At 63.3% G+C, this 18,479-nt stretch carries 18 protein-coding genes; 6 read left to right on the top strand and 12 right to left on the bottom strand.

Features of this window, described 5'->3' with window-relative positions; all coding sequences use genetic code 11:
- Positions 1–3: 3 nt before the first annotated feature.
- On the bottom strand, positions 4–1,308 hold the full coding sequence (hmgA, locus tag WIN67_RS04780) for a homogentisate 1,2-dioxygenase (RefSeq protein WP_268561090.1): 1,305 nt from the start codon (positions 1,306–1,308) through the stop codon (positions 4–6).
- Between the two features lie 167 nt (positions 1,309–1,475).
- Here hmgA and WIN67_RS04775 point away from each other — a divergent pair, with 167 nt between their 5' ends.
- Positions 1,476–2,276, top strand: coding sequence for an IclR family transcriptional regulator (locus tag WIN67_RS04775; RefSeq protein WP_102861192.1), 801 nt, complete (start codon positions 1,476–1,478; stop codon positions 2,274–2,276).
- Between the two features lie 10 nt (positions 2,277–2,286).
- Here the strand turns inward: WIN67_RS04775 and WIN67_RS04770 are convergent, their stop codons facing one another.
- The 9 genes from WIN67_RS04770 to WIN67_RS04730 all read right to left on the bottom strand — a co-directional run bounded on the left by WIN67_RS04770 (position 2,287) and on the right by WIN67_RS04730 (position 13,151).
- Entirely contained in the window at positions 2,287–4,842 is a 2,556-nt protein-coding gene (locus WIN67_RS04770; protein ID WP_339070693.1) for a LuxR C-terminal-related transcriptional regulator, read from the bottom strand.
- Between the two features lie 148 nt (positions 4,843–4,990).
- The gene (locus WIN67_RS04765; RefSeq protein ID WP_339070692.1) at positions 4,991–6,358 is read right to left on the bottom strand and encodes a DUF1329 domain-containing protein; all 1,368 of its coding nucleotides are present in this window, start codon (positions 6,356–6,358) and stop codon (positions 4,991–4,993) included.
- 24 nt (positions 6,359–6,382) lie between these two features.
- The gene (locus tag WIN67_RS04760; protein ID WP_123393735.1) at positions 6,383–8,173 is read right to left on the bottom strand and encodes a DUF1302 domain-containing protein; all 1,791 of its coding nucleotides are present in this window, start codon (positions 8,171–8,173) and stop codon (positions 6,383–6,385) included.
- 484 nt (positions 8,174–8,657) lie between these two features.
- Positions 8,658–9,017, bottom strand: a complete 360-nt coding sequence (locus WIN67_RS04755) for a hypothetical protein (RefSeq protein WP_102861188.1) — start codon at positions 9,015–9,017, stop codon at positions 8,658–8,660.
- Between the two features lie 162 nt (positions 9,018–9,179).
- Positions 9,180–10,091: an SDR family oxidoreductase gene (locus tag WIN67_RS04750; protein WP_102879066.1), complete on the bottom strand. Its 912-nt coding sequence runs from the start codon at positions 10,089–10,091 to the stop codon at positions 9,180–9,182.
- Between the two features lie 168 nt (positions 10,092–10,259).
- Positions 10,260–11,162 (bottom strand): alpha/beta fold hydrolase, encoded by a 903-nt coding sequence (locus WIN67_RS04745; protein ID WP_102878398.1) that lies wholly within the window; start codon positions 11,160–11,162, stop codon positions 10,260–10,262.
- Positions 11,162–11,944 carry a class II aldolase/adducin family protein gene (locus WIN67_RS04740; RefSeq protein ID WP_102861186.1) on the bottom strand — a complete coding sequence of 261 codons (783 nt, stop codon included), beginning with the start codon at positions 11,942–11,944 and terminating at the stop codon, positions 11,162–11,164. Before WIN67_RS04740 ends, WIN67_RS04745 begins: the two co-directional genes overlap by 1 nt.
- A 144-nt stretch (positions 11,945–12,088) precedes the next feature.
- Positions 12,089–12,775: an LrgB family protein gene (locus tag WIN67_RS04735; protein WP_102878397.1), complete on the bottom strand. Its 687-nt coding sequence runs from the start codon at positions 12,773–12,775 to the stop codon at positions 12,089–12,091.
- Positions 12,765–13,151: a CidA/LrgA family protein gene (locus tag WIN67_RS04730; protein WP_339070691.1), complete on the bottom strand. Its 387-nt coding sequence runs from the start codon at positions 13,149–13,151 to the stop codon at positions 12,765–12,767. Before WIN67_RS04730 ends, WIN67_RS04735 begins: the two co-directional genes overlap by 11 nt.
- Positions 13,152–13,249: 98 nt before the next feature.
- On the opposite strand from WIN67_RS04730, the gene WIN67_RS04725 reads away from it, so the two are divergent.
- Positions 13,250–14,146: a LysR family transcriptional regulator gene (locus WIN67_RS04725; RefSeq protein ID WP_102878395.1), complete on the top strand. Its 897-nt coding sequence runs from the start codon at positions 13,250–13,252 to the stop codon at positions 14,144–14,146.
- Here the strand turns inward: WIN67_RS04725 and WIN67_RS04720 are convergent.
- Complete coding sequence (locus tag WIN67_RS04720; protein ID WP_102861183.1) at positions 14,127–14,582, bottom strand: flavodoxin; 456 nt, start codon at positions 14,580–14,582, stop codon at positions 14,127–14,129. The two genes, WIN67_RS04725 and WIN67_RS04720, sit on opposite strands and share 20 nt — an antisense overlap.
- Before the next feature lie 159 nt (positions 14,583–14,741).
- Here WIN67_RS04720 and WIN67_RS04715 point away from each other — a divergent pair, with 159 nt between their 5' ends.
- Together WIN67_RS04715 and WIN67_RS04710 are read left to right on the top strand one after the other, a co-directional pair.
- Positions 14,742–15,215 carry a PAS domain-containing protein gene (locus WIN67_RS04715; protein WP_102861182.1) on the top strand — a complete coding sequence of 158 codons (474 nt, stop codon included), beginning with the start codon at positions 14,742–14,744 and terminating at the stop codon, positions 15,213–15,215.
- Between the two features lie 53 nt (positions 15,216–15,268).
- Positions 15,269–15,874: a hypothetical protein gene (locus WIN67_RS04710; protein ID WP_102861181.1), complete on the top strand. Its 606-nt coding sequence runs from the start codon at positions 15,269–15,271 to the stop codon at positions 15,872–15,874.
- Positions 15,875–15,892: 18 nt separating this feature from the next.
- Here the strand turns inward: WIN67_RS04710 and WIN67_RS04705 are convergent, their stop codons facing one another.
- Positions 15,893–16,852 (bottom strand): MerR family transcriptional regulator, encoded by a 960-nt coding sequence (locus WIN67_RS04705; protein ID WP_102878394.1) that lies wholly within the window; start codon positions 16,850–16,852, stop codon positions 15,893–15,895.
- Positions 16,853–17,061: 209 nt separating this feature from the next.
- Here WIN67_RS04705 and WIN67_RS04700 point away from each other — a divergent pair, with 209 nt between their 5' ends.
- The gene (locus WIN67_RS04700) at positions 17,062–17,631 is read left to right on the top strand and encodes an antibiotic biosynthesis monooxygenase (RefSeq protein ID WP_339070690.1); all 570 of its coding nucleotides are present in this window, start codon (positions 17,062–17,064) and stop codon (positions 17,629–17,631) included.
- A 136-nt stretch (positions 17,632–17,767) separates the two neighbouring features.
- Positions 17,768–18,478: a dihydromonapterin reductase gene (folM, locus tag WIN67_RS04695; RefSeq protein ID WP_110596027.1), complete on the top strand. Its 711-nt coding sequence runs from the start codon at positions 17,768–17,770 to the stop codon at positions 18,476–18,478.
- Position 18,479 lies beyond the last annotated feature (1 nt).

Below are 18,479 nucleotides of genomic sequence, written 5' to 3'. Positions count from 1 at the left end.
GGGTTATCTCCGATTCGGGTTGAAGGTGGCGGGCAGCGAGGCCCAGCAAGCATCGTAGTCGTTCTGCAGTTGCGGGCATTCCAGGGCGAACTGGCTCGGGCGCAGCACCTGGCTGGTCTCGAACATGAAGGCCATGGTGTTGTCGATCTTCGAAGGTTGCAGCTCGACGTTGATCGCCTTGGTGCAGGTCTCGCCGTCCGGACCGTGGGCGCTCATGCAGCTGTGCAGGGACGCGCCGCCGGGCAGGAAGCCTTCGGCCTTGGCATCGTAGGCGCCCTGGATCAGGCCCATGAATTCGTTCATCAGGTTGCGGTGGAACCACGGTGGACGGAAGGTGTTCTCGGCCACCATCCAGCGCGGCGGGAAGATCACGAAGTCGAGGTTGGCCAGACCCGGCACGCTGGTGGGTGAGGTCAACACGGTGAAGATCGACGGGTCCGGGTGATCGAAGCTGACAGTACCGATGGTGTTGAAGCGGCGCAGGTCATATTTGTAGGGCACGTTGTTGCCGTGCCAGGCCACCACGTTGAGCGGCGAATGGTCGAGCTCGCAGCCCCAGAGTTCGCCGAGGAACTTCTGCACCAGGGTGGTGGGCTGCTGGAGGTCTTCGTAGTGGGCCACCGGGCTCAGGAAGTCCCGGGGATTGGCCAGGCCGTTGCTGCCAATGGGGCCCAGGTCTGGCAGGCGCAGCGGCGCACCATGGTTCTCGGCAATGTAGCCACGGGCTTGCGGGTCCAGCAGTTCGACGCGGAATTTCAGGCCGCGAGGCAGCACGGCGATTTCCAGGGGTTCCAGCTCCAGCACGCCCAGCTCGGTGGCAATGCGCAGGCGGCCCTGTTCCGGCACCAGGAGCATTTCCCCGTCGGCGTTGAAGAACACCCGCTCCATGGAGCGGTTGGCGCGGTAGTGATAGACGCTGATGCCGGAAGGACTCTGCGCTGCAGAGTTGGCCACCATGGCCACCAGGCCATCAATGAAATCGGTGGGTTCGGCAGGAATCGGCAACGGGTTCCAACGCAGGCGGTTGGGGGTCACCTCTCCCAAGGAGCCGCCCGCCAACTGGCGCTCGAGCTTGGCGAACGCCGGGTGATTGGCCGAGGGCTGGATGCGGTACATCCAGGTGCGCCGGGCTTCGCTGCGGGTCATGGTGAAGGCGGTGCCGGAAAACAATTCGGCGTACAGGCCGTAAGGGGCTTTTTGCGGGGAGTTCTGGCCGACGGGCAGTGCGCCCGGCAGGGCTTCGCTGGCGAATTCATTGCCAAAGCCCGATTGGTAGCTGAGGGCCGACGCCGAAGAATCGAGGTTCATGGAGCCTCCTGGAAGTTGGAATAGGCAGGGGCCCACCACTCCTTCACAAGAGTTATCGGCACGCCTGGGTTATTTTTATCGTAATCCAATTACGCATAACGTAATTTGATTGCCTATGAGCGTCAAGCTATAAAGACCGCCACTTGTCACGGGACCCCGACACCTCCATGGAAAAGCCGCGCAGCACCAGCGACAGCACCGGTAAACAGAAAGTCCGCTCGGCCGAAGTCGGCACCGACATCCTCAAGGCCCTGGCCGAACTGTCACCGGCCACTTCTCTTTCGCGTCTGGCCGAACATGTGCAAATGCCGGCGAGCAAGGTACACCGTTACCTGCAGGCGTTGATCGCCAGCGGTTTTGCCGAGCAGAACACCGCCACCAATCACTACGGCCTGGGCCGTGAAGCCTTGCGGGTGGGGCTGGCGGCCCTGGGCAGCATGGATGTCTTGAAGGTAGGCGCCCTGCCCCTGGCGGAACTGCGGGACGAATTGAACGAAACCTGCTTCCTCGCGGTGTGGGGCAATCAGGGCGCGACCGTGGTGCACATCGAGCCGGCGGTGCGAGCGGTGACCGTGGTCACTCAATTGGGCTCGGTGCTGCCCCTGCTCAGCTCATCCACCGGGCTGGTGTTCAACGCCTACCTGCCACAACGGGAAACCCTCGATCTGCGCCAGCAGGAACTCTCCACAGGTGCCCCCCATGCCCTGGCCGACCCGCAGGTCCACGACGCACTGGCCGAGCAGATCCGCCAGCGCGGCTTGCACCATGTCCACGGTTTACTGATGCCTGGGGTCGATGCCCTGTCGGCGCCGGTATTCGATGCCACCGGCAAGATCGCCGCGGTGCTGACCGTGGTAGGGCCGACGTCGCTGTTCCACGCCGATGAACATGGACCCGCGGCCCAACGCCTGCTGGCGGCCAGCTCTGCGGTGAGCTGGCGCATGGGTTATCAACCGCAGCCCGAGTAACCGGCGCGCCTCAACTCATCAGCCCCAGGGCCTGGGCCTTGGCCACCGCCTGGGTGCGCCGCTCGACCCCCAGCTTGCTGTGAATCCTGCGGCCGTGGGTCTTCACCGTGTGCAGGGAGATGAACAACTGCTCGGCAATCTGCTGGTTCGAGCAGCCCTGGGCAATCAATTGCAGCACTTGCAACTCCCGCAGGCTGAGCAGGCTGTCGTGATCCTCCTGCGGCGCCGCCGCGAGCGTGGTTGGCGGACTGTCCAGTGCTTGCAACAACGCTGGTTGTCGCAGGCGCAACTCGTGCAGGGCCTGGGGCAGATTGCAGCGCGCCACCCGCTCCTGCCCGGCCTGCAACGCCTGCGCCGCCAAGGCTTGATCGCCGAGGATGAAAGCCACCTCGGCCAGGGCCAATTGCACCTGTGCCTCCAGCCCCAGCATGCCGTGGCGCTGGGCCCGTGCCAGCAGCCCCTGCAACGTGGCCACCGGTGCCTGGGCCCGCCCCAGATGGACCTCGGCCAGCACCAGCAGGTACTCAATGCTCGGGATCAATTCCAGGGAGGCCGGCGGCGCCTGCAGGGCCTGGGGCCCACGAAAGTGCCGGAGCACCCGGCTCAAGGCTTCGTGAGCCAGTTCCGCTCGGCCCTGCTGCAGCCAGAGCTGGCTGCTGACCTGCAACAGCACGCCACGGTAGACCGTGTCCGGGATCTGCCGTTGCTGCATCAGCCGCTCGGCGTCCCGCAGGCGCACGAACGCCTGGGCGTAGTCGCCCTGGTTGGCCGCCAACTGGGCCTCACCGAGAAAGCCATACAAGGCGCGCTTGTCATGACTGACCAGGCAATCCTCAAGCCCTCGGCGAAAATACTCGGCTGCTTGCCCATCGTTTCCCTGGCGCAACGCCAGCCGGCCGAGGCGCAAGGCCAGGCGCCCGAGCAAGGGCGTGGCGCGCAGCGCTTGCCCGGACAGACGCTCGATCACCTGCTCCAGCAAACTTTGCGCCCGATGGGGCGCGCCGCGTTGTTCCAGCAATTGGGCATGATCGAGCTCCAGCAAGCCTTCGAACAACAACGCATCCTGGGCCCGGGCCAGACACAACGCCTCACGATTGAGGGACTGGGCCACCTCCAGCTCGCCGCACAACAGCGCTTGCTGGGTCAGGCCGGACAGGCACAGCAAACGGGTGGTCCAGGCGCCGTCCTCCAACTCGTTCAAGGCTTCGCGAAAGTGCTGCCGCGCGGCCTCCATCCGCCCGCCCAGGTGCAACAGCCACCCTTGCTGCGCCTGCCAGCGAGCCAGCAGCTGACGTTGTTCAACCGCCGAAGGTTGCGGTGCAAACCGTGCCATCTGGGCCATGCATTGCCCGGCCTGTTCGAAGCGTCCGGCAAACAGCATGGCCGCCACCAGCAACCCCAGTAACTGCGGACTGCCCAGCAGCAACTCGGCGCCCTGGCGCTCATGCAGTTGCAACAGCAACAAGCCATTGTGCTGCTGGAACAGGAACTCAATATTGAAATGCTCCAGCAGGCTGACCGCGACTTCGTACTCCTGGGCCAATAGCGCCTGCTCAAAGGCCGATTGCCAATCCTCCTGAGCGGTAAACCACTGGCACGCCCGCCGATGCCAGGAGCGCCCGGCGGGCCAGGCCTCATGCCGCATCAGCCGGGCCAGGGGTGCAAACACCTGCAGCCAGTCGGCACCGCCTTCCCAGGGTTCGATAAAGCAGCCCAGGTCCTGCAGGGTACGCAGGTACTGGGCCCCTTCTCCGGCGCCGAACAGGTGCTCGCACAACTCGGCATTGAACCGCGGCATCTGGGCCAGCACTTGCCAGACTTCCGCCAGTTCCGCCGGTAACACGCTGAACAGCTCATGCTCCAGGTATTCGAGCAAGGTATTGGGGCGCCCTGGCTTGCAGGGTTGGGTCACCCGCTCGCTGCCATCGAGCAAGGCGATGCGCACCCCGGCACACCAGCCGCCACTGCGCTGCAGGATGCTGCTGGCGGTCTGGGCACACAAAGGTTGCGGCAAACGTTGCAGCAGTTGCTCGATATCACGCTGGCTGAAGGCCAGGGCGCTGCCGTCCAGTTCGTAGAGCTGGTCGTCCAGCAACAGGCGTGGCCAGTTGCATTGGGGGCGGCGGCGACTGCCGATCCACCAAGTGAGCAAGGGGTTGTCGATGCTCAGCAAGCGGTCCAGCAGCCCGTCCAGCTCCGGAGCCGGCAAACGGCAATAGTCATCAATGCACAGCCAGGCCGGACTGGGCAGATGAGCCAGGTGTAACAGCAGCGCGGCGGGATCGGCATCGGCCTGGTCCAAGGCGTCGGCCAGGACACGACACAAGTCTTCAGGACTCTGGCACGCACCGCCCAGGGGCAACCAGATGACCCGGCACGAAGCGGGGGCCTGCTGCAGGCATTCGCTGAGCAGGGCGGTCTTGCCGCTGCCGGCAGGGGCACACAACAACTTGACCCGCGCACTGGAGGCCAGCAACGGCGTACTCAGGTGGTCGCGTGGAGAATGATGGGAAGACAAACGGGGCATGACCCCGGGACGCTCTGGACAACGAGTCATGGCAGTCATTGCGGCGAGCCTTTTTATAGTTTTAGCCAGCGTGCCCCCACCCTAGCCTCGACCTCCCGACCTGTTGAAGAAGTATTCAGCGGGCTGATCCTCTGCCATAAAAAAGGCGACCGGGCGGTCGCCTTTGCACCTCGTGCGTCACTGCTGCCTAGCGCACCCCGCTGGCGCGCAAGGCGGCCGGGGTGTAGTCGGCCGCCTTGGCGGCAAAGCCGAATTCCAGGCTGTGCTTTTCCTCGTTCTTCATGCCCAGGGCCAGGTAGCGACCGGCGTTGAGGTCATACAGGGCTTCCAGGGTGTAGGCCGGGACCTGATGGTCGTAGTAGTACTGCGCATGCCCTTCGGCGACCCGCCACAGCTGGCCACGACCGTCGTAGTGATCCACCAGCGCCACCTGCCAGCTGTCCTCGTCGATGTACATGTGGCGGGTGGCATAGATATGCCGCTGGTTGGGCTTGACCGTGCCCACCACTTCCCAGACCCGGTGCAGTTCGTAGCGGGTCAGGTCCTGGTTGATGTGCCCGGCCTTGATGATGTCGTCGTACTTGAGGCTCGGCGAGTCCAGCTTGTAGCTGTTGTAGGGGATGTACATCTCCTTCTTGCCCACCAGTTTCCAGTCGTAACGGTCGGGGGCGCCGGAAAACATGTCGAAGTTGTCCGAGGTGCGCAGGCCGTCGGCGGCGGTGCCCGGACCGTCGTAGGCCACCTGCGGGGCGCGGCGTACACGGCGCTGCCCGGCGTTGTAGATCCAGGCCGAACGGGGCTCCTTGACCTGATCCAGGGTTTCATGGACCAGCAGCACGTTGCCCGCCAGCCGCGCCGGGGCGGTCACCGACTGCTTGAAGAAGTTCTGCACGTTGGCACCCTTGGCCGGGTCCAGGTCGGGGATCAGTTGCGGCGCCGCCACTTCCTCTTCAAAACGGATCGAGGTGTAGCTGCCGTTGGTCTGCGGGGTGGCCTGGGTGATGATGCGTTTCTGATTGCCACCGTGATAGCGGGTCAGGTGGTTCCACAGCACCTCGATGCCGCTCTTCGGAATCGGGAAGGCGTAGTAGCGGTTGCCGGTGAAGTTGGCCAGTCCGTTGCCGTCGTTGGTGGTGGTCACGTTCAGCGCGCTGCGCTTGGCCGACTCGTAGATTTCCGGTGGCAGGCCGACGCTGCGATGGGTCGGGTAGACCGGAATCCGGTAGCTGTCCGGGTAGCGCTTGAACATCGCCAGTTGCCCTGCGGACAGCTTGTCCTTGTGCTTGTCGGCCGTGGCCGCGGTGATGATGAACAACGGTTTCTCATTGGCGAAGGGATCGGCGAGAAAGCCCTTGCTGTCCACCGCCCCGGCGTTCTTCGGGATGCCGCCGGTCCAGGCCGGAATCGAACCATCGGCGTTGCCGGCCTTCTCCGCCCCCACGGGAGTCAGGCTGGTGCCCAGCTTGGCGGCTTCTTCCGGACTCACTGCAGCCATCAGGTTGGCCGCCCACAGGCCCAGTGCCAGGGCGCTGCATTGCAGAATCATCTTGCGCATTCAAGTGCTCCTTCTTGTGCCGGTTCAGAAGTTCACGCCAAAGCTCAACGCGAGGAAGTCCCGGTCGGTGAGGGTGTTGTAGCGCCCGCCAAAAAAGTCGGTGTAGCTGAGGCTGGCGGTGTAGGTGTTGCGGTAGTCGGCGTCGACACCAACGCTGAGGGCCTTGGCGCCCTGGTTGAACAAGCCGTTGGGGCCGTAGCCGTTGACGTCATGGGACCAGGACAGGTTGGGCTTGAAGTTGATCCCGCCGATCACGTTGCTGTAGTCGAGGATGGCCCGGGCCCGATAACCCCAGGAGGTGGCGGTGACGAACCCATCGGTGTCGCCGCCATAGCCGTACTGGCCGTAGACCGAGTCGCGGCCGTAGCGCAGCTTGCTTTTGTCCTCCAGGCCACCGACCCGGACGATCGCCGCCTCGCCCACCAGGGTCAGGCGATCGGCCCCCAGCACCTGATCGAAGAACTGGGTCATGCTGCTCTGGATCTGGGTGATTTCCTTGCGCCGGTAGCCGGTGTTGTCGGCGCCCATGGCGGTCTTGATCGGTGAAGCCGCACCCCCGGCAATGGGGTTGAGCAGGGCCAGGGTCAGGTCGTTGGTGTTGACCTGCACCGGGGCATTGGGCCGGTAGCTGATCTCGCCGGTCCAGGCGGTGCCGGTGGGCAGCGTGGTAGAGAAGCTGGCGCCATACAGGCGGATGTCCTCCGGGTATTCGAGGTAGTACTGGCCACGGCCGAGCATCACGCTTTGCACCAGGCCGCTGCCGGAACCGGGAACGATGCCGTTGGCGGCGCCGGCAATCGCGCCCAGGGTCGCCGGGCTGACATTGGCGGTGGTGGTGCTGACCACGGGGCTGCGGGCGTGGTAGTTCATGAAATACAGGCCGTACTCGGTGTCATCGCCGAGCCAGCGCAGAGCGGCGCCCCACTGCCCGGAGTCCCGGGCGTCGCGGTCACCGCCGCGGGGCAGGATCACCCCCTCGCGGGCCACCTGAAAGCCCTGGCCGAAGGCCGCTGCCACCGGTTGTAACGGTGCGATCGCCGGGTTGCCGACGGTGTAGCCGGTGGTGCAGCCATCGGCCACCACATCGTTGCCGAAGAAGGTGCCGCAGTTGTCCACCACGGTCTGGTCCCACTCCAGCTGATAGAAGCCTTCCACGGTCAACTGGTTGGTCAAGCCCTGGGAGGCGAACAGCATGTTCACCGGCACCAGGCCTTCCTTGATCTCGGCCCCGGGGCGGCGAAAGGCCGAGACGTCCACCGGGTTGATGCTGTTGATGGAGTTGCCGATGAAGGTGCTCTCGCCCCAGCTGACCACCTGCTTGCCGGCGCGCACGGTACCCGGCAGGTTGGCAATCGAGTAGTTGTGGTAGACGAAGGCGTCGAGAATCTGTGCGCCAGAGGACTTGGCGCCTTCCTTGCGGTTGTGGTCGCTGATGGGTTTGAACTGGCGATCCTCGTCCTTGAGTTCGAAGTCGTACCAGTACTTGCCGCGCACGAAGACGCCGGTGTCGCCGTACTTGAGTTCAAGGTCGTGCAGGCCCTTGAAGATCTTCGAGAAAGTCTCGCCCTTCTTGAAGTTCAAGCGGCCATCGTCACCGGTGGAAGACTGCGCGGTGCCGCCGTTGATGGTGCCGACAAACGCAGGGTCGGCATTGCGCATGCCCCAACTGGCGCCAACGGACAAGGACGAGTCGAACTGCCCTTCAATTTCCCCAATATTGAACGAAACCGCCTGCGCCTGAGCGCTGCAGCCCAGCGCTACCGCGACAGCCAGCGCCTGCGGTTTGAAGATGGCGCGCATTGTTGTTCTTGTCATGCGTCTTCCCCGGTGAGTGACAGGAGGCCTCACCCTACTGCCGGGGTACCACGGCCGATAAGCGCACCAAGGAGGTATTCGAGTTGTCGCCCGAAAGGATTAGCGCCCTTGCCACCGGGACCGTTCAGAGATGTATCCACGGGCTGGATACGCGACCATCAAGTGCATCGATACAGGTGCTATGCCCCTCTGGACTGTTGCTCAAGCTGTAACAGTCCTTGTCCTGAATGGCTATTTTTCCAGGTCATGCCAGGGCTTATTCTTACCTCGCAGTCACGGCAAACAACGCCACGCCACTGCCGCGCAAAGAGCCCGCCGCCCGTTGCCCGAAACAGACTTCCAGTTGGCTTGAAAAGATTCAGTCCAGGCCACTACCCCAGGTTCACCGACGTTGATTTTGTAGCTCCTTGATCTAACGTCTTACCTTGGCCGCTGCTCTTGCAGCGGCCTTTTTTATGCGCGCAAGACAACGGCCAAGTTGGCCTTACAAGGTGTCGTCATCACCATCGTCGTAATGAAACTTGTGCAACAGACGATGCGCCACCGGTGACAGGATCAAGCCCAGAGTGGCGGCGAACACCAGGTTGGTGTAGAGCCCGTAGGTGGCAAAAAACAGTTTGCCGCCAGGGGTTTGCGGCATGTTGATGGGCCCGATGCCGCCGAGGATCATGGCTGCGTCATACAAGGCGTCGTGAAAGGAAATGTCCTGCTCGAAGTACAGCAGACCGCTGATACCCAGCAACACCGAAAAGCTGATCAGGGCCAGAACCACCAGGCCGTGAACACATAGACGCCGGATAAACAGCAGTCGCGACAGTACCGGCTGATCCTTTGACTCATACATCTCAAGCGCTCCTTGTGCGTTCGCCAGCCGTCGAGCATAGAGACGAACGCCACAGGAGTAAAACCGCCGGAGCCCAGGCTCCGGCGGGTCATTGCCTGGCGGCTTTCAAGCCTGGAAAAAGCGCCCGCCGATCAGCGCCGGACAAGGCTGACCCACGCAGCGTCAGAGGGCGTACTTTTGCAGATTCTGCATCATCTCCTTGAGCGCCTCGATGTTGTCCTTGGGATGCGCCGCCCCCTCGAAATCGCAGATCTGCTGCCAGTGCGCCGCCACATCGTCGGGCGAAAAGCCCTGGCGCGGATCAAAACCGGCGCCCAGGCTGCGCTCCCAGCGCACCTTGCCGATCCAGCCGCCGCCCACTTCGAACAGGCCGGAGGTTTCCTCGCACTGCTCGCTGCCCAGGTACACCACCAGCGGGCTCACCAGTTCCGGCTTGAGCTGCTCGAACACCTGTGGCGGGATCAGGCCCTCGGTCATCCGCGTGCCACCGGTCGGGGCAATGGCGTTGACCAGGATGTTGTTCTTGCGCCCTTCGATGGCCAGGGTCCGGGTCAGGCCGTACAGGCCGAGCTTGGCCATGCCGTAGTTGGACTGGCCGAAGTTGCCGTAGATGCCTGATGTGGACGCGGTGAAGATCACCCGTCCGTACGCCTGGTCCCGCAGATGCGGCCAGGCGGCGCGAGTGACTTTGTAGGCGCCTTCGACATGCACCCGGTACACCAGGTCCCAATCGGCATCGTCCATCTTGTGGAAGGTCTTATCCCGCAGGATGCCAGCGTTGTTGACCACCACATCGACCCGACCAAACACATCCAGGGCGTTCTGCACGATCTTTTCGCCATCGGTGACCGAGTCGTGGTTGGCCTCGGCGATGCCCCCAGCCTCGCGGATCTGCGCCACCACCCGATCGGCCGCCGAGGCACTGGCGCCCTCGCCCTGGGCCGAGCCCCCCAGGTCGTTGACCAGCACCTTGGCCCCGTGCCTGGCGAACAGCAAGGCATGGGCCCGGCCCAGGCCGCCGCCGGCTCCGGTGATGATCACTACTTTGTCTTGCAAGCGCACAGATTCACTCATACCGAACTCCAGCAGGGCCAATGGACAATTCTTCGAGTGTCGGACAGCCGGCCGGCGGTCACAATAAAAACGTCCGGACCTGAATGGTGCCCAATAAGACAGCGGGATAATCGCCCCGCCCGCACCAGAGCGCGCCCCTGCCTTGGGCCACACAGTGACCCAAGGCGCTCAGGAACCCATTGCCTGGCGTGGCGGCGCGAGCAATGTGTCGCGAAACCCCAGGTAATGCTTGAGCACCGGCAACGGCGCTTCGATCTGTGGGTAATGGCCGATACCCGGTAGCAGCACCGTGTCCGGCTCGGCGATCAACTGGCGATAGCGCTCCACCATGTGCGCCCCGGAAATCGGGTCCTGGGCGCCATCGATCACCCGCAGCGGCACCTCGCCGCGTTGCATGGCGCCGACCCAACGCTCGCGCTGGGCCCGTCGCTCGGGGATATAAGCGATCAACTTGTGCAGGATGCGCGGCCCGTTGTTGCTGTGCACCAGGCTCCAGAAGTCATCCAGGACCGACTCGCTGGGACCGGTCTGGGGGCCGAAGATCTGCCGGAAACTGTTCGCCAGCCCCTGGCGACTGAACACCCGCCCGAGCATCCAGCCCACGGGGCTGAGCAACAGCTTCTGGGTCAGCACCGGGCGATGGGTTTCCGGAAACAGACCGCCATTGAGGAACACGCAGCTGGCGATCTCGATCCGCGCTTCATAATGCCGGGCCAGCAGTTCCTGGGCGACGCTGTCGCCGTAGTCATGGGCCAGCAGGTGCAGCGGCTCTTGGATCTGCAAATGGGCCAGCAACGCCTGCTGCAAGTCTGCCTGCTCCAGCAGGCTGTACTCATGGTCCAGCGGCTTGTCCGAGTCGCCGAAGCCGAGCATGTCGCAGGCGATCACCTGATAGCGCCGCGCCAGGGGTTGCCACAGGTAATGCCAGTCCCAGCTGGCAGTGGGAAACCCATGGATCAACAGCAGCGGCTCTCCTTGCCCCGCCACCCAGTAACGAATGCGCTGGCCGCGAAACACAAAGTCCTTGCCGCGCTTGCGCCAGACACACAGAGGAATCTCGGCGATAGGCATCAGACTTTATAACCCGGGTCGAGTTGATCGAGTTTGCGCAACAGGGCCGGCCAGGCCAGTGCGCCCCCCATCCCCTGGGCACTGCGGGTGACGCCGGCGATCATCGCCTTGGCCCCCGCCAGGATCGATGCAGGAATGGTGATCAGCTCGGCGCCACCATTCTGCGCCAGCACCTGGATCTCGCAGGCACGCTGGAAGGTGAACATCATCAGGAAGGTATCGGCGATGCTGGCGCCGCAGGTCAGCAAGCCATGGTTGTGCAGCAGCAGGAAGTTGTTGTCCCCCAGGTCGGCCTGCAGCCGCTCTTTCTCCTCGGGGTTCAGGGCTACGCCCTCATAAGGGTGACGGCCCAGGCTCGACAGCACGAACAGCGACTGCTGGCTGATGGGCAGCACGCCCTGCTTCTGCGCCGACACTGCGACCCCGGCGGCCGTGTGGGTATGCAGCACACAGAGCACATCGTGGCGCACCGCGTGCACGGCACTGTGAATGGTGTAGCCCGCCGGGTTGATCTCGTAGGGGCTGTCCATCAGCTTGTTACCAGCCTGGTCGACCTTCACCAGGCTAGAGGCGGTGATCTCGTGGAACATCATGCCGAAGGGGTTGATCAGGAAGTCTTCGGTGCCCGGCACCTTGGCGGAGATATGGGTGAAGATCAGGTCGTCCCAGCCGTGCATGGCCACCAGACGGTAGCAGGCGGCGAGGTCCAGACGGGTTTGCCACTCAACGGCGCTGACTTGTTTTTTTACACTCGGTGTCGATTGAACGGGGGCTAGGCTCACGGCAAGGACCTCGGTGATGGTTCTTATTGGATGAGGGAACCCTCAGAGTCTAGACAGCTTGCATCGACTGCGGAGTTGCATTGACAGCCAGCTTGATGACCGTACGGGTCAGCCGGAGAGAAGGCTCTGATCCGCGGCTTTGCGTCAAAGCACAGACGCCAGCAAAGGGGCCGCGAAGAGGTTCAGCAACCCGGTCAACACCATCACCAGACCGGCCACCGAGCCCTCTTCACCCCCGACTTCATGGGCCCGGCTGACTCCGGCTCCGTGGGCGCCGACACCAAACAGCGCGCCCCGGGCCAGGGCACTGCGCAAGGGCAGCCAGCGCAGCAGCACACCGCCGAGCATGGCACCGAACACCCCGGTGAACATCACGAACACCGCCGTCAACTCAGGCACGCCGCCCAGGTCATGGGCCAGGGGCATGGCGAACGGCGTGGTAATGGAACGTGGCACCAGGGACAGGGTCACCGAGCTGTCCAGGGCCAGCATCTTCGCCAAGCCGAAGGAACTGCCGATGGACGCGGCGCTGCCCGCCAGCATGCCCAGCAACAGGGCCGACCAGTGGCGCATCAGCAACTGGCGCTGCTGCCAGATGGGAATCGCAAAGGCCACCGTCACCGGCCCCAGCACCAGCATCAGCCAGTGGGTGTTGGCGGCGTATTCGGCATAGGCGGTGTGCAGCGGCACCGCAATTGCCAGCAGCAGGGCCGGCACCAGGATCAACGGCGACAGCAGGTAGCGCCCGGTGCGCCGGTAGATCCAGCGGCTGAACAGATACGCCCCCAGGGTCAGGACCAGCCAGAACATCGGCATCAGTTCAAGCTTCATGGCGCATCCTCCAGCGACAGACCATCTCCACCGTGAGTGCGGTCACCAGCATCACCAGCAGGGTGCTGATACCGATCACCAGCAGAATCCGCCAGCCGTCCTGACGCAGCAGGCTGCCGTAGTCCAGCAAGCTCATCAGCGCCGGAATGAAGAACAGCAGCATCTCCGCCATCAGCAGGCCGGCCCCCAGTTGCAAGGCCGCCGGCTTGACCCAGCCCAGGGCGAAGGCCAGCAGCAACAGCGCAAGGCCAATGACCCCACCGGGAATCGGCCAGGGCAGCCAGGTAGCCAGTTGGCAACCGAGAAAATAGATGGCCAGCAGCACTGCCAATTCGCCAATCAGGCGGCCCAGGCGTTTACAGGTGGAAATGTTCATGGTGGTTGAGTCCTCTTAGGGGCCCATTTTATGAAAAGCCCCTGCATCACCGAAGCGAATTGTTAGACTTGAAACCATTCCAATCTGGAATCACCACCATGGATTTCAAACAACTGCGCAGTTTTGTCGAAGTCATCCGCCAGGGCGGTTTCACCCAGGCGGCCAGGACCCTGCACATCAGCCAGTCGGCGGTCAGCAAGCAGATCGCGCAGCTGGAACAAAGCCTGGGCACGCCCCTGCTGGAGCGCCAGGGCTCGCACATTCATCTCACCGCCGCCGGCGGCGTGGTGCTGCAGCGGGCCGAGGACATGCTGCGCCTGCGCCATGAACTGCTCAGCGAACTGGATGACCTGAGCCAACTGGCACGGGGTGAACTGCGCCTGGGTCTGCCGCTGCTGGGCAGCGATGCACTGTTCGCCAGCCGTTTCGCCGAATACCGCCGGCGCTACCCGAATATCCAGGTGCAACTGCTCGAAGGCGGCAGCCTGAATGTCGAGCAGGCCGTGCGCAGTGGCGAGCTGGAACTGGGAGGCAGCCTGACCCCCAAGGACCCGGCGTTTGCCTATCAACCCTTCTGCGATGAACCCCTGGATGCCTTGTTGCCCGCCGATCATCCCCTGGCGCTGAACGCCCAGGTGCGCCTGGAAGAACTGGCCGATACGCCCTTCCTCCTCTATCAGCGCAGCTTTGTGCTCAACGACCGGCTGCTCCAGGCCTGCCAGCAGGTGGGCTTCACGCCAAAGGAAGGGGGACGTAGCGGCCAGGCAGACTTTCTTGCGGCGCTGGTGGCCGCCGGTCAAGGTGTGGTGTTGCTGCCCAGTGTGGTGGCCCGCGGCCTGGTGCGGCCGGGGGTGGTGCGCCTGACGCTGAAGGCCCCGGACTATCTGCGCTGGGACATTGCCTTCATCTGGCGCCAGGGCGCGTATCTGTCCAAGGCAGCGCAAGCCTGGCTGGCGCTGCTAAGGGAACAGCCGGTCAACCCCGCAGGGCGCTGATCAACTCGGCCAGCCAGGGCTCGGCATCGGTTTCCGGGGTCACGCTCTCGCTGGCGTCCAGGCGCAGCATCGGCAGCACTTCTTCCACTCCCAGCTCGGCAAACAGCTCACGCATCTGCTCGCCACCGCCACAGAAGGTATCGCCGTAGCTGGAATCCCCCAGGCCGATTACCGCTCCGGGCAGCCCACGCCAGGCGGCGGGCAACTGATCGCGAATGCTCGAATACAGCGGCAGCAGGTTGTCTGGCAGTTCGCCCATGCCGGTGGTCGAGGTCACGGCCAGCAACGCCTGCGGTGCGAAGGCCTGAAGCTCGGTCAAAGTGGCCCGCGAGTTGTGCCAGGCCTCGAAACCTGCGGCGTTGAGGAGCTTGGCGGCGTGCCGGGCGACTTCTTCAGCCGTGCCGTACACCGAGCCGGAAAGGATGGCGACTTTCATCAATCTGTTCCTGAAGCTGACTAAAAGACTGGGATATTACCAGCTACGGAGTAAAATCCCGCTTCTGCTGCCCGCACCGCTCAAAAGCGCCTGTGGACAGCGTGCCAGCGTGACTTAGAATTCAATTCAACACTTGCTGATTGATAGCGGAACTTCGGGATGATCAACGCTCATCTGCTGCAAAAGATGATCAACGCCTCCAACGACGGGATTGTGGTCGCGGAACAGGAAGGCGAAGACAACATCGTGATTTACGTGAATCCGGCTTTCGAGCGACTGACCGGCTACAGCGCCGACGAAGTGCTGTATCAGGATTGTCGTTTCCTGCAGTCCGGAGACCGTGACCAGCCGGGGCTGGAACGGATTCGCCAGGCCCTGAGCCAGGGGCAGCCTTGCCGCGAGGTGCTGCGCAACTATCGCAAGGACGGCAGCCACTTCTGGAACGAACTGTCGATCACCCCGGTATTCAACGACAGCGATCAACTGACCTATTTCATTGGTGTGCAGAAAGACGTCAGTGTGCAGATCAAGGCGCAGCAACGCTTGCTCCAGCTGGAGCAGCAACTGGCCGCAGTGCAAGCCGAGCTCGCCGCCCTCAAGGCGACCGACGGCTCTAATAAGTCGCAGATTTAGTGGTCTGTAGGGATATTCCCCACCGATTTGTCCTTCACCCTTCGAGCAACATCATGCAGCGTGACGCTCTCCTCACCCAGGATGAACTGGACTTCATCCAAACCATGCAGCACAACCCGCAGCTCAATGTGCGCGATGCCACATCGAGCCTGCTGGTCAATGGCGGCTCGCAGATCCGTGACCTGCTGACCCGTCTGGCTGCCAATGAAAAGGTCACCATCCAGGCCCATTTCGACAACCAGCAGATGACCTTCCCCCTGCATCTGGTGGAAGACGAATTCCATGCCCTGCATCTACGCCTGGGGGTGCCGAGCATCTTCGAGGACGGCCCCATGATCCGGCCCTGGCGCCTGACGCTGGAAGAGCCGGTGGCCCTGGAAAACTCCAGGGGCCAGCCTGGACGCCTGTGGGTGCGGGAGGTGTCGTTCAAGGGCGTATTGCTGGAGATCCGCAACCGGACCCGGCCCCCCAAGCAGTTCGCCCAGTGGTTCAGCCCTTCGGGATATGAACGGATTGCCCTGCACGGGCGCTTCGAGCGCCAGACCGAAGCCGGTTTCTATGCCTATCGCCTGGATCAGAGTGACGCGGAAGAAACCGAACGCCTGCGCCAGTTCATCCTCCAGCAGCACCGCCATACCCATCCGGCCCTGCACGCCTGAAGCTGACCGAGAGCCGTTTCAGGTATCCAGGCGACCGCTGAGGAACTGCCGCAGGCGCTTCTGCATCAGGCGCCCCTCATTTCCCAGGCACGCCACCGGCGAACCGCTGAAGCTTTCCTGAGCCAGGTCCGCCGCATCTCCGGCAAGCATCAATGGACAGTCCAGAGTCAGCGCCAGACGCTTGAGGCGCTTGGGCAACTCCGCCGTCGGCGCGTGATTGGAGAACACCACCAGGGCCACAGGCTTGAGTTTTTCGCAGACCAGGGTCAGTTCATCCAGCGGTGCTCCCGGCCCCAGCAGGCGGACACCGACCTGGTCATGCCCGAGCATCAGTGCCGCCACCAGCAGCTCCAGTTCGCGGCACTGCGGGCTGAGCGCCGTCAGCAGCAGTTGCCGGTTCTGAGTGGCACGCTGCAACAACAGCCTTTGCGTGATCCGCGCCCGCAAAAAACCATCCAGAAACAACCACTCGCTGGTCTGACCGAAAGTCTCCCGGTCCTGCAGCAGTTGCTTCCAGAACGGCAGGAAAATGTCCTGGAATACCACCGGCAAGGCGTAGCTGGAGAAGACCTGGCCGTAGAGACGCTCCAGTTGCTCTTCATCGAAAGCGCTCACCGCCAGCTTCAACTGATCGCGCCACTGGCCATATTCACCTTGCAGGCCGTCATCCACCGCCACCTTGGCCTGAGCCTGGTCTGCCCGGCTCTTGGCTAGAATCTTGCCGACCTTGCTTACCGCCACACCGCGCTCGATCCAACCCAGAATCTCCCGCACCGCCTCAACATCGTGCATGGAATACAGGCGATGCCCGCTTTCGGTGCGCGTCGGCTGGATCAGACCGTAGCGTCGTTCCCAGGCCCGCAGGGTCACCGGGTTGATTCCGGTCAGGCGCGCCACTTCACGGATCGGAAACAGCTCATCCTGACGGGCAGGGTCAGGCGCCGGAGCAACAGGGACAGGTTCAGTCATGACGGGCATCTGGGGAGAAAACACCAGTAAACAAAGTGGCGGCCATTCTACTCTCCCCAGGTGCAAATGCTTCAAGCGCGAGAAAAACCGACCGGTGTCATTGGTAGCCTCGCGCCAATCAGGAATAATCCTTGCTTGATTCAGGCGCGGCCCACTACCCCGGTGCCACGTCAGCGACTGCCTTACCCAGGCCGCGCATTGGTTTACGGAGATACATAATGTCTACCTCACCCGTCACCCTGATGGTTGCCCGGCGCGTTGCCGACGGCCGTTACCAGGACCTGATCGCCTGGCTGCGCGAAGGCGAACAACTGGCCACCGACTTTCCCGGCTACCTGGGTTCCGGCGTTCTGGCCCCACCACCTGACGACGACGAATTCCAGATCATCTTCCGCTTCGCCGACGAACAGACCCTGCACACCTGGGAACACTCCGCCTCGCGCACCGCCTGGCTGGCCCGGGGCAGCGACTTGTTTGCCCACCCATCGGAACATCGCGTCAGCGGTATCGATGGCTGGTTCGGCGCAGTCGGACAACGACCACCGCGCTGGAAACAGGCCGTGGCCATCTGGCTGGCGTTCTTCCCGGTGTCGCTGCTGTTCAACTTCGTCTTAGGTCCCCTGCTCAGCGACCTGAGCCTGCTGCCCCGAGTGTTTGTCAGCACCCTGGCGTTGACCCCGTTGATGGTCTACTTCTTCATTCCGATGTCCACCCGCCTGCTGGCTAACTGGCTCAACAGCACACCTGCGCGCCCGCTGCCGACCAGCGCCTCGACGCAGAATCCGTGATTCGCCGGTAAGCCGGCTCCTGCACACTGCGCAGGAGTCGGCTGCTGATCTGGCTTGCCAGCGCAGCCCCCGAGCAACAGGCACAACCCGTCCCACCGCTGGTATAGTTTTCCCCTACCCGCGACGCGAGCCCTTCATGAACACCTCCTCCGCTCCGATCCTGATCACTGGTGCCAGCCAGCGTGTCGGCCTGCATTGCGCCCTGCGCCTGCTGGAAGACGGGCAGCCGGTGATCGTCACTTACCGCAGCGACCGCCCGGGCCTGCAGACCTTGCGGGAAAAAGGCGCGATCCTGCTGCATGCCGACTTCTCCAGCGAAGCCGGAATCCTGGCCCTGATCAGCGAGGTGAAACATCACACCGACCGCTTGCGGGCCATCGTCCACAACGCCTCAGAGTGGCTGGAAGAAAGCCCAGGCGAGGAAAGCGCCGCCTTTACCCGGATGTTCAGCGTGCACATGCTCGCGCCCTACCTGATCAACCTGCACTGCGCAGAGTTGCTGCAGCGATCGAGCCCGGCGGACATCATCCACATCAGCGACGACGTGACCCGCAAGGGCAGCAGCAAGCACATCGCCTACTGCGCCAGCAAAGCCGGGCTGGACAGCCTGACCCTGTCCTTCGCGGCAAAATACGCCCCGGCAATCAAGGTCAACGGCATCGCTCCGGCCCTGCTATTGTTCAACCCCGACGACGACGCGGCGTACCGCGCCAAGACCCTGGCCAAATCCGCCCTGGGCATCGAACCCGGCAGCGAAGTGATCTACCAGAGCCTGCGCTACCTGCTGGACAACCCCTATGTCACCGGCACCACCTTGACCGTCAACGGCGGGCGGCACGTCAAATAAG

It is taken from the genome of Pseudomonas idahonensis (genome assembly GCF_037903935.1).
GTDB classification, from domain to species: domain Bacteria; phylum Pseudomonadota; class Gammaproteobacteria; order Pseudomonadales; family Pseudomonadaceae; genus Aquipseudomonas; species Aquipseudomonas danubii.
This window is presented reverse-complemented; position numbering and strand designations above follow the sequence as displayed.